Source organism: Marivita sp. GX14005 (assembly GCF_023370775.1).
GTDB lineage: Bacteria > Pseudomonadota > Alphaproteobacteria > Rhodobacterales > Rhodobacteraceae > Marivita.
Genome location: NZ_JAMCCQ010000002.1, coordinates 557,154 through 572,235 on the forward strand (window position 1 = coordinate 557,154; position 15,082 = coordinate 572,235).

General features: G+C 63.1%; 14 protein-coding genes, 1 tRNA gene and 1 pseudogene. 9 read left to right on the plus strand and 7 right to left on the minus strand.

Going from position 1 to position 15,082, the window contains the following annotated elements; translation table 11 throughout:
* Nucleotides 1-96: 96 nt before the first annotated feature.
* Entirely contained in the window at nucleotides 97-261 is a 165-nt protein-coding gene (locus M3465_RS08970; protein ID WP_249501390.1) for a hypothetical protein, read from the plus strand.
* Nucleotides 262-305: 44 nt separating this feature from the next.
* Here the strand turns inward: M3465_RS08970 and ilvC are convergent, their stop codons facing one another.
* Nucleotides 306-1,328, minus strand: a complete 1,023-nt coding sequence (ilvC, locus tag M3465_RS08975) for a ketol-acid reductoisomerase (protein WP_249501627.1) — start codon at nucleotides 1,326-1,328, stop codon at nucleotides 306-308.
* A gap of 134 nt (nucleotides 1,329-1,462) precedes the next feature.
* Between ilvC and M3465_RS08980 the strand changes: the two genes are divergently transcribed.
* From M3465_RS08980 to M3465_RS08990, 3 genes are all read left to right on the plus strand, one after another.
* Nucleotides 1,463-1,918 carry an Lrp/AsnC family transcriptional regulator gene (locus tag M3465_RS08980; RefSeq protein ID WP_249501391.1) on the plus strand — a complete coding sequence of 152 codons (456 nt, stop codon included), beginning with the start codon at nucleotides 1,463-1,465 and terminating at the stop codon, nucleotides 1,916-1,918.
* Complete coding sequence (locus tag M3465_RS08985; RefSeq protein ID WP_249501392.1) at nucleotides 1,915-2,373, plus strand: Lrp/AsnC family transcriptional regulator; 459 nt, start codon at nucleotides 1,915-1,917, stop codon at nucleotides 2,371-2,373. Before M3465_RS08980 ends, M3465_RS08985 begins: the two co-directional genes overlap by 4 nt.
* A gap of 69 nt (nucleotides 2,374-2,442) precedes the next feature.
* Nucleotides 2,443-3,567: an aminotransferase class V-fold PLP-dependent enzyme gene (locus tag M3465_RS08990; RefSeq protein ID WP_249501393.1), complete on the plus strand. Its 1,125-nt coding sequence runs from the start codon at nucleotides 2,443-2,445 to the stop codon at nucleotides 3,565-3,567.
* 138 nt (nucleotides 3,568-3,705) lie between these two features.
* Here the strand turns inward: M3465_RS08990 and M3465_RS08995 are convergent, their stop codons facing one another.
* Nucleotides 3,706-4,338, minus strand: coding sequence for a J domain-containing protein (locus M3465_RS08995; protein WP_249501394.1), 633 nt, complete (start codon nucleotides 4,336-4,338; stop codon nucleotides 3,706-3,708).
* A gap of 76 nt (nucleotides 4,339-4,414) precedes the next feature.
* On the opposite strand from M3465_RS08995, the gene M3465_RS09000 reads away from it, so the two are divergent.
* Complete coding sequence (locus M3465_RS09000; RefSeq protein ID WP_249501395.1) at nucleotides 4,415-4,672, plus strand: BolA family protein; 258 nt, start codon at nucleotides 4,415-4,417, stop codon at nucleotides 4,670-4,672.
* A 9-nt stretch (nucleotides 4,673-4,681) separates the two neighbouring features.
* On the opposite strand, the gene M3465_RS09005 is transcribed toward M3465_RS09000, so the two are convergent.
* The 3 genes from M3465_RS09005 to M3465_RS09015 all read right to left on the minus strand — a co-directional run bounded on the left by M3465_RS09005 (nucleotide 4,682) and on the right by M3465_RS09015 (nucleotide 7,789).
* On the minus strand, nucleotides 4,682-5,002 hold the full coding sequence (locus tag M3465_RS09005; RefSeq protein ID WP_283254975.1) for a DUF4177 domain-containing protein: 321 nt from the start codon (nucleotides 5,000-5,002) through the stop codon (nucleotides 4,682-4,684).
* 5 nt (nucleotides 5,003-5,007) lie between these two features.
* The gene (gene gatB / locus M3465_RS09010) at nucleotides 5,008-6,522 is read right to left on the minus strand and encodes an Asp-tRNA(Asn)/Glu-tRNA(Gln) amidotransferase subunit GatB (protein WP_249501396.1); all 1,515 of its coding nucleotides are present in this window, start codon (nucleotides 6,520-6,522) and stop codon (nucleotides 5,008-5,010) included.
* Between the two features lie 73 nt (nucleotides 6,523-6,595).
* Nucleotides 6,596-7,789, minus strand: a complete 1,194-nt coding sequence (locus tag M3465_RS09015; RefSeq protein WP_249501397.1) for a hypothetical protein — start codon at nucleotides 7,787-7,789, stop codon at nucleotides 6,596-6,598.
* A gap of 243 nt (nucleotides 7,790-8,032) precedes the next feature.
* On the opposite strand from M3465_RS09015, the gene M3465_RS09020 reads away from it, so the two are divergent.
* On the plus strand, nucleotides 8,033-8,752 hold the full coding sequence (locus tag M3465_RS09020) for a lytic transglycosylase domain-containing protein (RefSeq protein WP_249501398.1): 720 nt from the start codon (nucleotides 8,033-8,035) through the stop codon (nucleotides 8,750-8,752).
* Between the two features lie 7 nt (nucleotides 8,753-8,759).
* Here the strand turns inward: M3465_RS09020 and M3465_RS09025 are convergent, their stop codons facing one another.
* Both M3465_RS09025 and pepN read right to left on the minus strand, forming a co-directional pair.
* The gene (locus M3465_RS09025) at nucleotides 8,760-9,623 is read right to left on the minus strand and encodes a lysophospholipid acyltransferase family protein (protein WP_249501399.1); all 864 of its coding nucleotides are present in this window, start codon (nucleotides 9,621-9,623) and stop codon (nucleotides 8,760-8,762) included.
* A 176-nt stretch (nucleotides 9,624-9,799) separates the two neighbouring features.
* A pseudogene (pepN, locus tag M3465_RS09030) lies at nucleotides 9,800-12,394 on the minus strand (aminopeptidase N).
* Between the two features lie 99 nt (nucleotides 12,395-12,493).
* Between pepN and M3465_RS09035 the strand changes: the two are divergent.
* The 3 genes from M3465_RS09035 to M3465_RS09045 all read left to right on the plus strand — a co-directional run bounded on the left by M3465_RS09035 (nucleotide 12,494) and on the right by M3465_RS09045 (nucleotide 15,080).
* Nucleotides 12,494-12,673, plus strand: a complete 180-nt coding sequence (locus M3465_RS09035) for a DUF2256 domain-containing protein (protein ID WP_249501400.1) — start codon at nucleotides 12,494-12,496, stop codon at nucleotides 12,671-12,673.
* A gap of 79 nt (nucleotides 12,674-12,752) precedes the next feature.
* Nucleotides 12,753-14,900, plus strand: a complete 2,148-nt coding sequence (locus M3465_RS09040) for a malate synthase G (protein WP_249501401.1) — start codon at nucleotides 12,753-12,755, stop codon at nucleotides 14,898-14,900.
* A gap of 103 nt (nucleotides 14,901-15,003) precedes the next feature.
* Nucleotides 15,004-15,080, plus strand: a tRNA-Arg gene (locus M3465_RS09045).
* Nucleotides 15,081-15,082 lie beyond the last annotated feature (2 nt).

The window sequence follows — 15,082 nt, forward strand, 5'->3', positions numbered from 1 at the left end:
GGCATTGCCATCGCGGCGCCCGAGTTACCTCGCCGCACCGGCGAAACCGAAACGCCGCTGTGACGTTGCCCCCATGTGACCGAAGGAGGCAACTTCATGGACTATCCCATCGTGATTCTGCTCATTGTGGTGACACTCGGCGCCGCCCTGGCGTTTTCGCTCTATAGCCGGAAGAAAACCCGCGAGGAGCTCAAGGACGAGAACGCGCCGAAATCGACACTGGCAAAGGACAAGGACAGCACGGGCAAGCCCAAACTATAGGATGACTCCAGCCCGCCTCGCGCGGGCCGGAGCCGCGGGCCGCATCAGTTCTTCTGCTTGTCGACCATCTTGCCGGCCGAGATCCACGGCATCATGCCGCGCAGCTTCTCGCCGGTTTCCTCGATCTGGTGCTCGTCATTGATCCGGCGGGTGGCCTTGAACATCGGCTGGCCGACGGCGTTTTCCTGCATGAAATCACGCACGAATTTGCCGGTCTGGATGTCGGTCAGAACCTCTTTCATGCGCTTCTTGGTTTCCTCATAGGGCAGGATGCGCGGGCCGCTGACATATTCGCCGTATTCGGCGGTGTTCGAAATCGAGTAGTTCATGTTGGCGATGCCGCCCTCGTAGATCAGATCCACGATCAGCTTCACCTCGTGCAGACACTCGAAATAGGCCATCTCCGGCTCGTAACCGGCCTCGACCAGCGTTTCGAACCCCATGCGGATCAGTTCGACCAGACCGCCGCACAGCACTGCCTGTTCGCCGAAAAGGTCCGTCTCACATTCCTCGCGGAAATTCGTCTCGATGATCCCCGAACGCCCGCCGCCGATGGCCGAGCAATAGCTGAGGCCGACCTCCAGCGCCTTACCCGACGCGTCGTTATGCACCGCCACAAGGCAGGGCACGCCGCCGCCCTTGGTATATTCGCCGCGCACCGTGTGACCCGGACCCTTCGGTGCCATCATGATGACATCGACGCCGGGCTTCGGCTCGATCAGTCCGAAATGCACGTTCAGACCGTGGGCAAAGGCAATCGCAGCGCCTTCGCGCAGGTTGTCATGCACGTATTTCTTGTAGGTATCAGCCTGCAATTCATCGGGCATGGTGAACATGATCAGATCGCACCACGCCGCCGCTTCGGCGATGCCCATGACCTCGAGCCCCTCGCCCTCGGCCTTCTTGGCTGACGGAGAGCCCTCGCGCAGCGCCACGACAACATTCTTGACGCCGCTATCCCGCAGGTTCAGCGCATGGGCATGGCCCTGACTGCCATAGCCGAGAATGGCGACCTTCTTGTCCTTGATGAGATTGATATCGCAATCGCGATCGTAATAAACGCGCATGATCATGCCTCTGCATTGATGGTTTCGTTGAGCGCAGATTACCGGCGATGCACGAGAGCCGCTTGGCAAAACGCGCGGATTATGCCGGAATTTTGCGTATTCCATTCGCCAAAAAGCTTTGATACGAAAATTTCATGCTCAGCGACACCGATCTGCGAATTCTGCGGCAGTTTCAGGCCGCCCCCCATCTGCCCGCTGCCGAACTGGCGGAGCGTGCAGGCGTAACGCCCAGCACGCTCGCGCGCCGCTTGGCGGGGTTGCGCGAGGCTGGGATCATCCGTGCCGTGCGCGGCGTCATCGACTGGGCGGCGCTGGGCTATTCCGTCGAAGTCAGCCTGCGCGTCACGCTCGACAAGACCCAGCCGCGCGCCTTCGATGATTTCCTCGCCGCCGCGCGGCTCGTGCCGGAGGTGACGGAAGTGCAAACCTTCCTCGGTCAGGTGGACACGCGCCTTTCTGTCGTGGCGCGCGACATGCCGCATTACCAGGAGGTCTATCGCGGCAAGTTGCTCACCCTGCCGCACATCACCGATATCGAGGCCTTGATGCATATCGCGCGCGTGAAATTCGACGAGACGCTGCCGATATGATCGAGCTTGATGAGATCGACCGCGCGATGATCCGCGCCGTTGCGCAGGATGCGTTGATCGGCGCCGGCGCTCTGGGGCGGCAGCTGGGTCTGTCGCAACCGGCAGCGTGGCGCCGGCTCAAACGCTTGCGCGAAGCGGGCGTGTTCCGGGGCTACCGGCTCGATCTGGACGCGCAGGCGCTGGGCTTCGGCGTGACGGTCTTTCTTGGCGTCAAGATGGCCGCGAAGGGCCGCGTGGGCGTTGAGGATTTCGAACGCGCAGTGACAGCAATCCCGGAGGTGCAGACGGTCGAGCACCTGCTCGGCGCCTATGATTACCGGCTGCGCGTCATCGCGCGCGACATCGCCGATTTCGAACGCGTCCTGCGCCGCCGCATCATGACATTGCCCGGTGTCGGGACGGTCGATGCTAACGTCCTGCTGAGCGAGGAGCGTTTGCCCGGCCCGATCGGGTAGAGGCAAAACATCGCTTTGCCAAACGGCTCGCAGCAGGCTAACTCTGCGGCAACTCAAGGAGGTGCGCAAATGGCATTGCTCGATACAATCGATCCCGACGGTCTCGAAGAATTCTCGGTCGTATTCACGGACCGGTCCCTCAATCATATGTCCAAAGCCTACCAAACGGTGATGACGGACATCTCCTCCATGCTCAAGGAGGTCTACAACGCCGATGCGGTCGTGCTCGTGCCCGGTGGCGGCAGCTACGGCATGGAAGCGGTCGCGCGCCAGTTCGGACAGGGGGCCAAAGCGCTGATCGTGCGCAACGGATGGTTTTCATACCGCTGGAGCCAGATTTTCGAAATGGGACAGTTCGGCGGCGATACGATCGTGATGAAGGCGCGTCAGACCGGCAACGATGCGCGCGCGCCGTTCGCCCCGGCCCCGATCGAGGATGTGACCGCCCGTATCCGCGAGGAAAAGCCGGATATCGTCTTCGCACCGCATGTCGAGACGAGCTCCGGGATCATCCTGCCGGACGACTATATCACTTCGCTTGCGGACGCGGCTCATGAGGTCGGTGCGCTGATGGTCCTTGATTGCATCGCGTCGGGCTGCGCCTGGGTGAACATGAAGGCCACCGGGGTCGACGTGTTGATCTCCGCGCCGCAAAAGGGCTGGTCGGCCACGCCGTCGGCCGGTCTGGTGATGCTGTCCGAGCGAGCGCTGGCACGGATGGAGGAGACCTCGTCCAACAGCTTCGTCACCGATCTGAAGAAATGGCACCAGATCATGCAGGCCTATGAAAACGGCGGCCATGCCTATCACGCGACGATGCCCACCGACGCGCTGCGCGCCTTCCGCGACACCATGCTGGAGACGCGTGACTACGGGTTCGAAAAGCTTCGCGAGGCGCAATGGGAGCTCGGCAACCGCGTTCGCGCGCTGCTGGCTGACAAGGGCGTGCGTTCGGTTGCCGCGGACGGGTTCGGCGCTCCCGGCGTGGTGGTGAGCTACACCGACGACCCCGAAATCCAGTCCGGCCGCGCCTTCGCGCAAAAGGGCATGCAGATCGCGGCCGGTGTGCCGCTGCAATGCGACGAGCCGCCGGAATTCTCGACCTTCCGGCTGGGTCTTTTCGGACTCGACAAGCTGTATGACGTGGATGGCACGGTCAACCGGTTGAAAGCGGTCCTTGACGATGTTCTTTGAGCTTTGAGCGCGGTGCTGGCGCGGCCGTCATGAAGTGAGTATTTGAAACGAGAAGAAGCCGGGGAGGGGAACCTTTCCGGCTTCTCTTCGTCATAAATACTCAATTACCGAGCGGCGGCACCGAGCCCCGCAGCCAGATCATTTGAAATTCCGGCTTTCCTTGATCTGGTCCCAGGCCCAGACGACCTGTTGCAGCTGCTCTTCCTGGCTCCGGTCACCGCCGTTCATATCGGGATGCAGCACCTTGATCAGAGCCTTGTAGGCTTTGCGCACCTCGGCCTTGGACCATGTGTCGCGGGCATCGAGGATTTCGATCGCGCGCCGCTCGGTCGGTGGCAGGCGCTTGGTATGGCCCGTGCCGGCGCCGCTGCGTCCGGGATTGCGCGTGGCGTTCTCGCCCAGCACCTGATGCGGGTCCTCGATGCCGAGCCGCGCCCAGGCCTTGGCCTCGGGGTCACGGAAATCCTTGGTGCGGCGCTCCCAGACCTTGTCGGAGGTCATCTGCGCGTTCATTTCCGCTTCGGTCTTGCCGTCGAAAAAGTTCCACTTGAGGTTATATTCGCGCACATGCTCCTGGCAGAACCAGTAATAGTCATCCAGAACATCCGGTGCCTTCGGCGCGCGGAACTTGCCCGGCTCGCGGCATCCCTCGTGATCGCACAGCCGCATCGAGGTTTCGGATGCGCCCGACATGCCCCTGCGACCGCGGGGGTTTTTCTTCTTGGCCGATTTGACCGACATGTCAAAACCGAAGGGATCTGATTTGCTCATAACACTGCCTTTTCGACTCGAAGAACGCACTTTAAACGATGGCCCGTCGGAGTTGGAAGGGCAGGGGAGAAAATAAATGTCGCGGACGAATGAAATCGAAACCCGGCTGCGCGAGGCCTTCGCCCCGCGCGAATTGATGGTACGGGACGACAGCGAGAGCCATCGTGGTCATGCCGGCTACCAGGAGGGCGGGGAGAGCCATTTCACGATCAGGATCCGCTCTGCGGACTTTGCGGGCAAGACCCGTATCGCACGGCACCGGATGGTTCATTCCGCGCTCGGCTCCGAGCTTGTCGGGGCCATTCACGCGCTCTCGCTCGATCTGGGGGAATAGGCGCGCCGGTCAGGCGGGCGCTGCGTCTTCCGTGTCCGTGGCCGGCGCCGTCATGGCCGGCTCGCGCCGCGCGGGATCGGTCGTGGCGGCGGGAGCCTCGGCAGGGCGCCTGAAGACCAGCAGCGTGCGCCAATGCGTGACCGTGCCGGTCAGCCCCTGCCGCTCTTCGGAGGGCAGGACGTCCGAGCGCTGATAGCACCAGCCTTCCACCGCGAGATCGTTGATGGTCTGCTCGATGCAAAGCGCGAACCGCGCCTCGGGTGTTTTCGCGGTCTTGGCTTTTACACCTCTGGTCGGTGCGGGAACGACCTTGTATTCGTACCGCTCCACCGCACTCACAGCCCCAGCCGCGCGGAGACAATCTCGTTCACCGCCTTGGGGTTGGCCTTGCCGCCGGTGGCCTTCATCACCTGGCCGACGAACCAGCCGGCGAGTTTCGGGTTCTGCTTGGCTTTTTCCACCTGCGCGGGGTTGGCGGCGATGATCTCGTCGACCGCCGTTTCGATCGCGCCGGTATCGGTGACCTGCTTCATGCCGCGCTCTTCGACAATCTGCGCCGGATCGCCGCCGTCGGTATAGACGATCTCGAAGAGGTCCTTGGCGATCTTTCCGGAAATGTCGCCCTTTTTGATCAGCGTGATGATGCCGGCGAGTTGCTCTGGCGCAACCGGGCTTTCCGCGATGGTCCTGTCGTCCTTTTTCAAACGCCCGAAAAGCTCGTTGATGACCCAGTTCGCGGCCAGCTTTCCGTCGCCGCAGGCTGCGACGACCTCTTCGAAATAGGCCGCATTGCGGGTTTCTGCGGTCAGCACGCCCGCATCGTATTCGGACAGGCCAAAATCGGTGACGAACCGCGCCTTCTTTTCGTCCGGCAATTCCGGCAGGGTCGCTGCGATCTGATCGACCCAAGCCTGCTCGATCTCCAGCGGCAGCAGGTCCGGGCAGGGGAAGTAGCGGTAATCATGCGCTTCTTCCTTGCTCCGCATGGAGCGGGTTTCGTTCCTGTCGGGATCGTAAAGCCGCGTTTCCTGATCCACCGAACCGCCGTTTTCGAGAATCGCGATCTGGCGCCGCGCCTCGACATCGATGGCCATCTGGATGAAGCGCATGGAGTTCATGTTCTTGATCTCGCACCGCGTGCCGAGATGCGAGAAATCCTGGCTTTCCTGGTATTTTTCGTACTGACCGGGCCGGCAGACCGACACGTTCACATCGGCGCGCAGGTTGCCGTTCTGCATGTTGCCGTCGCAGGTGCCGAGATAGCGCAGGATCTGGCGCAGCTTGCCGACATAGGCCGCTGCCTCCTCGGGCCCGCGAATGTCGGGGCGGGAGACGATCTCCATCAGCGCAACGCCTGTGCGGTTGAGATCGACGAAGCTCATCGCCGGGTCCATGTCGTGAATGGATTTGCCGGCATCCTGTTCGATATGGATGCGCTCGATCCGCACGCGGCGGGCGATGCCGGGCGCCATGTCGACGATCACTTCGCCCTCGCCGACAATTGGGTGGTAAAGCTGGCTGATCTGGTAGCCCTGCGGCAGGTCGGGATAAAAGTAGTTCTTGCGATCGAAGGCGCTGACCAGATTGATTTGCGCCTTCAGGCCCAGCCCCGTGCGCACAGCCTGCTCGACGCAAAATTCGTTGATGACCGGCAACATTCCCGGCATGGCCGCATCGACGAAGGCGACATTGCTGTTCGGCTCCGCGCCGAATTGCGTCGAGGCGCCGGAGAACAGCTTGGATTTGGAGGCGACCTGCGCGTGGACCTCCATCCCGATGACCAGTTCCCAGTCATGTTTGGCCCCGGCGATCACCTTGGGTTTCGGGGTCTCGAAGCTCAGGTCCAGCATGGCACATCCTCTTGGCGCGAACGGGGCGTGGAATACGCCAGAGGCGGGCAGGGGGCAAGAGGCTGAAACCCCGTCAGCCCGGCATCGTAACCGGCGGAAGACCGCGCGCGTGGCGGTCGAGCGCTGCGTAGGCGCGATGCCGGCCCTTGGCCAGCTTGTCGGCCTCTCCCAGCTGCGCGGCCCAGACGCTTTTGGCGGCATACCAGACGCGCGGATGGATCTCGCGCAGGTGATCGCGCACGATCCAGTCGAAGCATCCGGCGACGCGCGCGTGCGCCTCGCGGTTGACGCCGGCCGCCGGCAGGGCGCATCCGGTATAGGCGGCAAGCATGTTGGCCGTGTGCTGATCGCCCTGGCGGGCAAGTATGTCGCGCAGACCTTCGCAAAACAGCTCCGCATCGAGCAAAGCGAAGGCTTCGTCGTCCACGCCGAGCGCGTCGAGATAGGTCCAGCTATAGCCCCCGGCGCCCCAGATATCGGCTGTCCGGTCCATCGTTCGGCGGGCTTCGTGGTCAAGCCGCGCATAGCTGCCGAACCAGCGCGGCAGCATGTGATTGCCCAGCGCGCGCATGTATTTTCCGGCGCTCGGGGCGAGATCGATCAGGTCCTCGTAATCGTCGCTCGCCCGTGCGCGGGGCCGGGTTTCCGCGGCAAGGCGTGCGCAGCGAACCGAGGCGAGCATCGGCGAGTCGAGTTCGAACGGATCGAAGCCGTCGATCAGATCGCCGGCCCGTTTGAAGTGACGAAAGAACGCGGCGCGGTGGGATGCGGGGATGTCGCGCCGCCAGCCTTCGCCGCGCCAGACCCAGCCGATATCGATGTGCGCCATCGCCACGACATAGGCGATCCCATGATCGCCGGGCACTTCCTGCAACACCAGTTGCATCTCTTCGAGGATGGCCGCCGCGGCCAGTTCGTCCTGCGCGCCCGCCGCGCGGCTGGCGGCGGTGACGGCATCCGCGCGCGCGCCTTCGGCGAGGATCTCCGCCTCCGGCACGCCGCCCGGTGTCATGGCGCGTTCGGTATCGGCCTTGCGGATCGCATCGCCCAGCGTCGCCCAGGCATCCTGCCGGGCAAGAAAAAGACCCGATTCGAAAAGCGCGCTGCGGATGTCCTCCTCCTCGCTGACGGCGCGCACCGGAAGGTCGGGCTTCGGCCGTTTCATCGTCTTGCCGGGGAGAGACCCTCGCGCCCTGCGCGGCATCTGGAGTTCGGTCTTGCCGCGCGTTTTCTGGATCAGACTTGTCAGGTTTTGCATGACTGGCATCGGCACCGCTTTCGATTGGCCGGGCTTTGCGCCGGCATTGATCTTCGTTGCCTTCGGTATGCGCGCCAAACATGACGCAATTCGGGCGCATAAACGGATAGTTGGGGAAGTTCCGAAGGCGCGGGCGGAACCCCGCCGAGAACCTGCGCGTGGCGCGCGGGTTTTGGCCGATAGCAGCGGCCGCGACGCCGGAAACCACGCTTTTTGTTGATTTTCGGCAGGGTTTGCGCGTAACAGGCGCGCATGTTGCGCTGGGTAAAGATGGCTGCACTGGCGGCGCTGGTGGCGTTCGGGCAGCAGGCGGGTGCGACCCCTGCCACAGTGGTTGACGGAAAATCAACCATTTCGCTATCGGAATCGCTGCGCCCCATCGCCCGCACATACACCCCGCTTCCCGACATGCGCTGGTCGCACCGGCGCGATTCCGGGGCGTGGTCGCGCGCGGCGCTGATCGCATTGCGCAGCCATGCCAGCCGTCTGCCGCGCACCGTTCCGCAGGATATCGGCGATTGGTGCCCGGCTTATGCAACCAACGACATGGCGGGACGCGAAGCGTTCTGGATCGGCCTGCTTTCGGCGCTGGCCAAGCATGAGAGCACGTTCAGACCGGCCGCCGTGGGCGGGGGCGGCAAATGGTATGGGTTGTTGCAGATCCTACCCGCGACGGCACGCGGATACCGGTGCCGCGCGACCTCGCGCAACGATCTCAAGAACGGGGGCGCGAACCTGCAATGCGCGCTGCGCATCATGGCGACCACGGTGCCGCGCGACGGTGTGATCGCGCGCGGAATGCGCGGTGTCGCTGCCGATTGGGGCCCGTTCCACAGCCGTGCCAAGCGCGAGGACATGAAAGCCTGGATACGCAAGCAGCCCTATTGCGCGGGACTTGCGCGGTCTTTGCGTCCGGTGGCGCGGCCGGTGCCGGAGATCGCCAATCCGGTGGTCTCCACGAGGGGCCGTTGAGCGCCGATCAGATCCTTCGGCCGACGAAGTTCTTCGACCGTTTGATCAGCGAAACGCCTTCATTCTGCGGCTCGCCCAGAGCCAGCGTGGCCCGCCGGAGCAGCGTGATGCCGTCTTCCGAGTTTTCGGGCAGCGCCTTCGGCGAAATCGGCTCGCCGATCCGTATCTCGTAGGTCTGCCGATCCTTGTTGAGCGTTTCGTGAAAGAGTGTGATGTCGCGCAGCGTCGGATGGATCGCGTCGAAGAGATAGAAAAGTGCCGAATTGCGCGCGCGAATGTGGATCGGTATCACCGGCAGATCGAACTTGCGCGCCAGCATCGCGGCCGATGGCATCCACGCGCGCTCATGCAAGCGCGTTCCGCGCCGCTTGGCCAACCGGCCCGCCGGAAAGATCACGCCGAGCCGTCCATCGCGCAGCGCGCGCCTGGCATAGACCATCGTCTCGCGGGTCTTGGCGTGACTGCGGCGGTCCTTGCGCCATTCGACGGGGGCGATCATCGTCTCGAACTGGGGCAGGATTCGAAGAATGTCGTGGTTGGCGAAGTAATAGGCATCGCTGCGTGTGCCGCGCAGCACGGCATGCAGGATGATGCCATCAGCGATCCCGGTCGGGTGGTTCGCCACGATGAGCGCAGCGCCGTGCTTGGGCAGATGGTCGAGACCCGAAACCCGCACCTTGCGGGCGAGCCGCGCGGCGAGATCGTCCATGATCTGCGCAGCAGGTATATCGCTGTACGTTTCGGCCAGCGCGACTGTACGCCGATAGCCCAGCAGCGTGTCGAGCGCCGGACGTGCAAGCCCGGCGGCGAGTGTCGGTCGGAAGAGCCAGGGTGCGCGTTCCTCGATCAGCGGGTCGATGCGGTCTTTCACGTGGCCTCTCCCATCAGGGCGAAAAGCTGGCGGCACGGCGAGCGCACGCGAATGCCGGGCTTGAGGCAAGTCCGCAAGACAGCCCGGCGCGCGTTGCGCGAAGCCGCGCCGCTAAGGCGGTAACGCGGGCAGGTTCCCGCTGGTTCCCGGTCATTCCGCCGCGCCGCAGCCATCGCCTATCCCAAGATGCGCGTCACCATTTCCTCGGTGTCGCGGCTCAGGTTCGGCTTGCGCTTGATCCGCTCGAGCGCCTTGCGCATGAGCGCCTGCCGCGTCTTGTCATAGCGGCGCCACGTCTGGAACGCGGTGCACATGCGCGCGGTTGTCTGCGGGTTCTTGTCGTCGAGCCTGATGAGCCAATCGGCCAGCAGATCGTATCCCGCGCCATCCTTGCGGTGGAAGCCGGCGTGATGCCCCGCGAGCGCCCCCATCACTGCACGGAAGCGGTTGGGGTTGGTCCAGTCGAAAGCGGGGTGTTCGGTCAGGCGGGCAGCCACATCGGCGGTCTCCTTCGGGTTCGAGGCCATAACCTGAAGCCCGAACCACTTGTCCATCACCAGTCTGTCGCCCTTCCACTGCTCGTGGAACGCGTGAATAGCCGGCGCTCCTGTGCCGGACCGGATCAGCTGGGTCAGCGCCGAAAGCTGCAGGGTCATGTTGTCCGCCCTGTCGAACTGCACCTGCGCGGCAACGCCGTGATCGAGCCGGGTCTTCAAAGCCAGAAGCGCCGCGGCGAGCGCGCGTTTGCCCGACTGATCGGCACTCGGTTCGTAAGGCGCATGCACCCGCATGTCCTGCATGAGATCGGTCAGCCAGAGCTTCCACTTGTCGGCCATATGATCGCGCAGCCGTTCGTTGGCGGCGTAGATTGCATCGGGATCGGGGGTGGTGCCCTGCTCGGACAAAAGCTGCGCGATTTCCGACTGCGTCGGCCCGGCGAGCATCAGCGCGCGGAACGCCGGATCGAGCGTGTCGTCGCGCACAACCTGTTCCAGCCCGTCGAGCCAGAGATCGTCCGGGTTCGCCGCATCGCGGACCATGCCGACGAGGCAGTCCCGCGCCAGATCGCGGCCTGCCTCCCAGCGGTTGAATTCGTCGGTGTCATGCGCGAGCAGAAACGCGCGTTCCTCGCGGCTCGCCTCGCGCTCCAGCACCACGGGGGCCGAAAAGCCGCGCAGGATCGATGGGGTGGGGCGGCTCGCCAGCCCCTCGAAGCTGAAGCTCTGCTCGCCCTCCGTCATCTCCAGAACGGTCGTCGGCATGACCTCGTCACCATTGGGATTGAGCAGCCCGACCGCGATCGGGATCACCTGCGGCTGCTTGTCCTCCTGTCCCGGGGTGGGGGGCGTGTGCTGGCGGAAGGTCAGCGTATATTGCCCATCGCTTTCGTCCCAAGCTTCGCTGACCTGCACGCGCGGCGTGCCGGATTGCGAATACCAGCATTTGAACTGGCTCAGATCGCGGCCTGTCACATCCTCGAACACCTTGAGCCAATCCTCGATGGTGCAGGCTTGCCCGTCATGGCGTTCGAAATAGAGATCGAGCGCCTTGTAATACGCTTCGTCCCCGACAAGACGCTTGAGCATCCCGATCACCTCGGCGCCTTTTTCATAGACGGTGGCGGTATAGAAATTATTGATTTCCCGGAAGCTCTCGGGCCGGACGGGATGGCTCAGCGGCCCCTGATCTTCCGGAAACTGTCGCGCGCGCAGGCCGATCACGTCGCTGATCCGCTTTACCGGTGCAGAGCGCATGTCGGAAGTGAACTGGCTGTCCCGGTAAACGGTCAGCCCTTCCTTGAGACACAGCTGGAACCAGTCGCGGCAGGTGATGCGGTTGCCGGTCCAGTTGTGGAAATACTCATGCGCGATGATGGCCTCGATCCGTTCGAAATTGGCATCGGTGCTGGTTTCAGGGCTGGCCAGCACGGCGGAGGAGTTGAAGATGTTCAGCCCTTTGTTCTCCATCGCGCCCATGTTGAAATCGTCGACGGCCACGATGTTGAACACATCGAGATCGTATTCGCGCCCTTAAACCTCCTCGTCCCATTTCATCGATTTCTTGAGCGCCTCCATCCCGAAGGCGCATTTATGCTCGTCGCCGGGGCGCACCCAGAGATTCAGATCGACTTCCTTGCCCGACATGGTGGTGAACGTGTCGGTGTAGTTCCACAGATCGCCCGCCACCAAAGCGAAAAGATAGGCCGGCTTCGGCCAGGGATCGTGCCATTCGGCCCAGGTTTCGCCATGTCCGACAGGATTGCCGTTGGACAGCTTGACGGGCTCATCGCCCTCGATGCGGACGGTGAAGACGCTCATCACGTCGGGGCGGTCGGGATAATATGTGATCTTGCGAAACCCCTCGGCTTCGCATTGCGTGCAATAGATCGCGCCGGATTTGTCTTCGCTCTTTGCCCCCTCGAGATCGAGCGGCGACATGTAAAGCCCTTCCAGCGCGCTGTTGGTGGCCGGGCTGATCTCGACCTCGGCCTCCCAGATGAATGGCCCCTCCGGCACGTCGCAGGTCAGGCCGCGCTCGGTGATCTGCGGCGAGACGTCCTCGCCGTCGATCCGCGCCCAGATCAGCGTCATGTCTTCGCCATGCAGGAAAAACGTCCGGTCAGTCGCCGCCGGGTTCGGGCTGAACCGGATCCGACTGACGACGCGTGTGGCCTTCGGCGCAAGGCGGAAGGTCAGGTGCACATCCTCGACCGTAAAGCCGAACGGGGTGTAGTCGCGCAGGTAGATCGTCTGGGGGGCGGCGTCTTTCATGTCGGGCTCCGGGGATGTTGAAGGGGGCAATCGCTGGCCTAGAGTTATGCTGGCGCGCGCGAGCCTTCAACCAAGCTTGCCGCGCAGAAGGAAAAGCACATGCCACGACAACGCCGCAAAGCCGATCTGCCGGTCAAGATATGCGCGACCTGCGCGCGGCCCTTCGCGTGGCGCCGCAAATGGTCGAAGGTCTGGGACGAGGTTCGGTATTGCTCGGACAGATGCCGTCGCGAACGCAAGCAGGGATTTTCAAACGAAACCGAACAGCCTTTAGAATAATTCGGAAAGATCGCGCTTATTGCGTTTCTGGGGCGAATTTCCTAATGGAACACCATCGTATACAGTGAGGACTGCGCAGATGGCCACCCGCATCGACCGCCACGGATTGCAAATCGACAAGACCCTGTTCGACTTCGTGGAGTCGCAGGCATTGCCCGGCACCGATGTCGATCCGGATGCCTTCTGGGCCGCGCTGTCCGAACTGGCCCATGATTTCGGCCCGAAGAACGCCGAACTGCTGGCAATCCGCGAGGACATGCAGCGCAAGATCGACGATTGGCATATTCAACACCGTGACAGGCCGCACGACCACGAAGCCTACAAGGCGTTCCTGTCGGAGATCGGCTACCTGCTGCCCGAGGGTGATGATTTCGAGATTGAGACGGCGAATACCGATCCCGAGATCGCAACCGTGCCCGGCCCGCAGCTTGTCGTGCCGATCACCAATGCCCGCTACGCGCTCAACGCCGCCAATGCCCGCTGGGGCAGCCTTTACGATGGGTTCTACGGCACCGATGCGATGGGCTCTCCCGCGCCCAAGGGTGGCTATGAGAAGGGCCGGGGTGCGCGTGTCGTGGCGCGTGCGCGTGTGTTCCTCGACGAGGCGTTCCCGATCGACGGTGGCAGCCATGCCGATGCACGGCGCTACCACGTCAAGGACGGGGCGCTCCTGATCGACGACATGCCGCTTGCGGAGCCGGCAAAATTCGTCGGCTACAAGGGCCATCCGAAAGCGCCGGACGCGGTGCTGCTGCGCAATCACGGCCTGCATGTCGAGCTTGTCTTCGATCGCACCCATTTCATCGGTGCGCGCGATCAGGCGGGCCTTGCCGATGTGCGGCTTGAAAGCGCGATGTCGGCGATCATGGATTGCGAGGATTCGGTCGCCTGCGTCGATGCGGAGGACAAGACGCTCGCCTATGGCAACTGGCTCGGCCTGATGAAGGGCGATCTGAGCGACAGCTTCGAGAAGGGCGGCAAGACCGTCACGCGCGCGCTGAACCCCGACCGTGCCTATACCGGCCCGGATGGCAAGGATGTGAGCGTCAAGGGCCGCGCCCTGATGCTGGTGCGCAATGTCGGCCATCTGATGACGAACCCGGCGATCCTGCTGAAGGACGGCTCCGAGATTTACGAGGGGTTGATGGATGCGATGATCACCACGCTCATCGCCAAGCACGATCTGACAAAAACCGAAGGCCCGCGCAATTCCACGCGAGGTTCGGTCTATGTCGTCAAACCCAAGATGCACGGGCCGGACGAGGTGGCCTTTGCCGATGACACCTTCACCTTCGTCGAAAAGGCATTGGGCCTGCCGCAATACACGGTCAAACTCGGCATCATGGACGAAGAGCGCCGCACGTCGGTGAACCTCAAGCAATGCATCCGCGCCGCGAAGAACCGCGTCGCCTTCATCAACACGGGCTTTCTCGACCGCACGGGCGACGAGATCCACACCTCGATGGAAGCGGGCGCGTTCAGCCGCAAGGATTTCATCAAGCGTAAGGCATGGATTCGCGGCTACGAGGATCGCAACGTCGATATCGGTCTCGAATGTGGCCTCAGCGGCAAGGCGCAGATCGGCAAGGGCATGTGGGCGATGCCCGACCAAATGGCCGCGATGCTGGAGCAGAAGATCGAACATCCCAAGGCCGGCGCGAACTGCGCATGGGTTCCGTCGCCCACGGCGGCCACGCTGCACGCGCTGCATTACCACAAGATCGACGTCTTCGCCGTGCAGGACAAGCTGCGCAAGGGCGGCCGCCGCGCCCATGTCGACACGATCCTAGATATCCCGCTGGCGGCCTTTCAGAAATGGACCTCCGAGCAGATCACCCGCGAGGTCGAGAACAATGCGCAGGGCATCCTCGGCTATGTCGTGCGGTGGATTCAGCAGGGGGTCGGCTGTTCCAAGGTGCCCGATATCAACAATGTCGGCCTGATGGAGGACCGCGCGACCTGCCGGATTTCCGCCCAGCACATCGCCAACTGGCTGCATCACGGTATCGTCTCGAAAGACGACACGATGGAGATCATGAAGCGCATGGCCGAGGTGGTGGACGAGCAGAACGCCGGCGATCCGGCCTACAAACCGATGGCGCCGGGCTTCGACAACATCGCTTTCAAAGCGGCGTGCGATCTGGTCTTCGAGGGGCGGGAGCAGCCCTCGGGCTATACCGAACCGGTCCTGCACAAGCGCCGTCTGGAGCTGAAGGCCGCCGGCTAGGGCGTGTTTCCGTTGACGGAAACAGGACGATGCGTCAACGCATCGTCCCCCGCGCCAAAATTGCGTTTGCGCCCCCCATGCGGCTTGTGTAGAGAAGCGTCAGGCACCTGTAGCTCAGCTGGATAGAGCGCTGCCCTCCGAAGGCAGAGGCCAGAGGTTCGAATCCTCTCAGGTGCGCCACA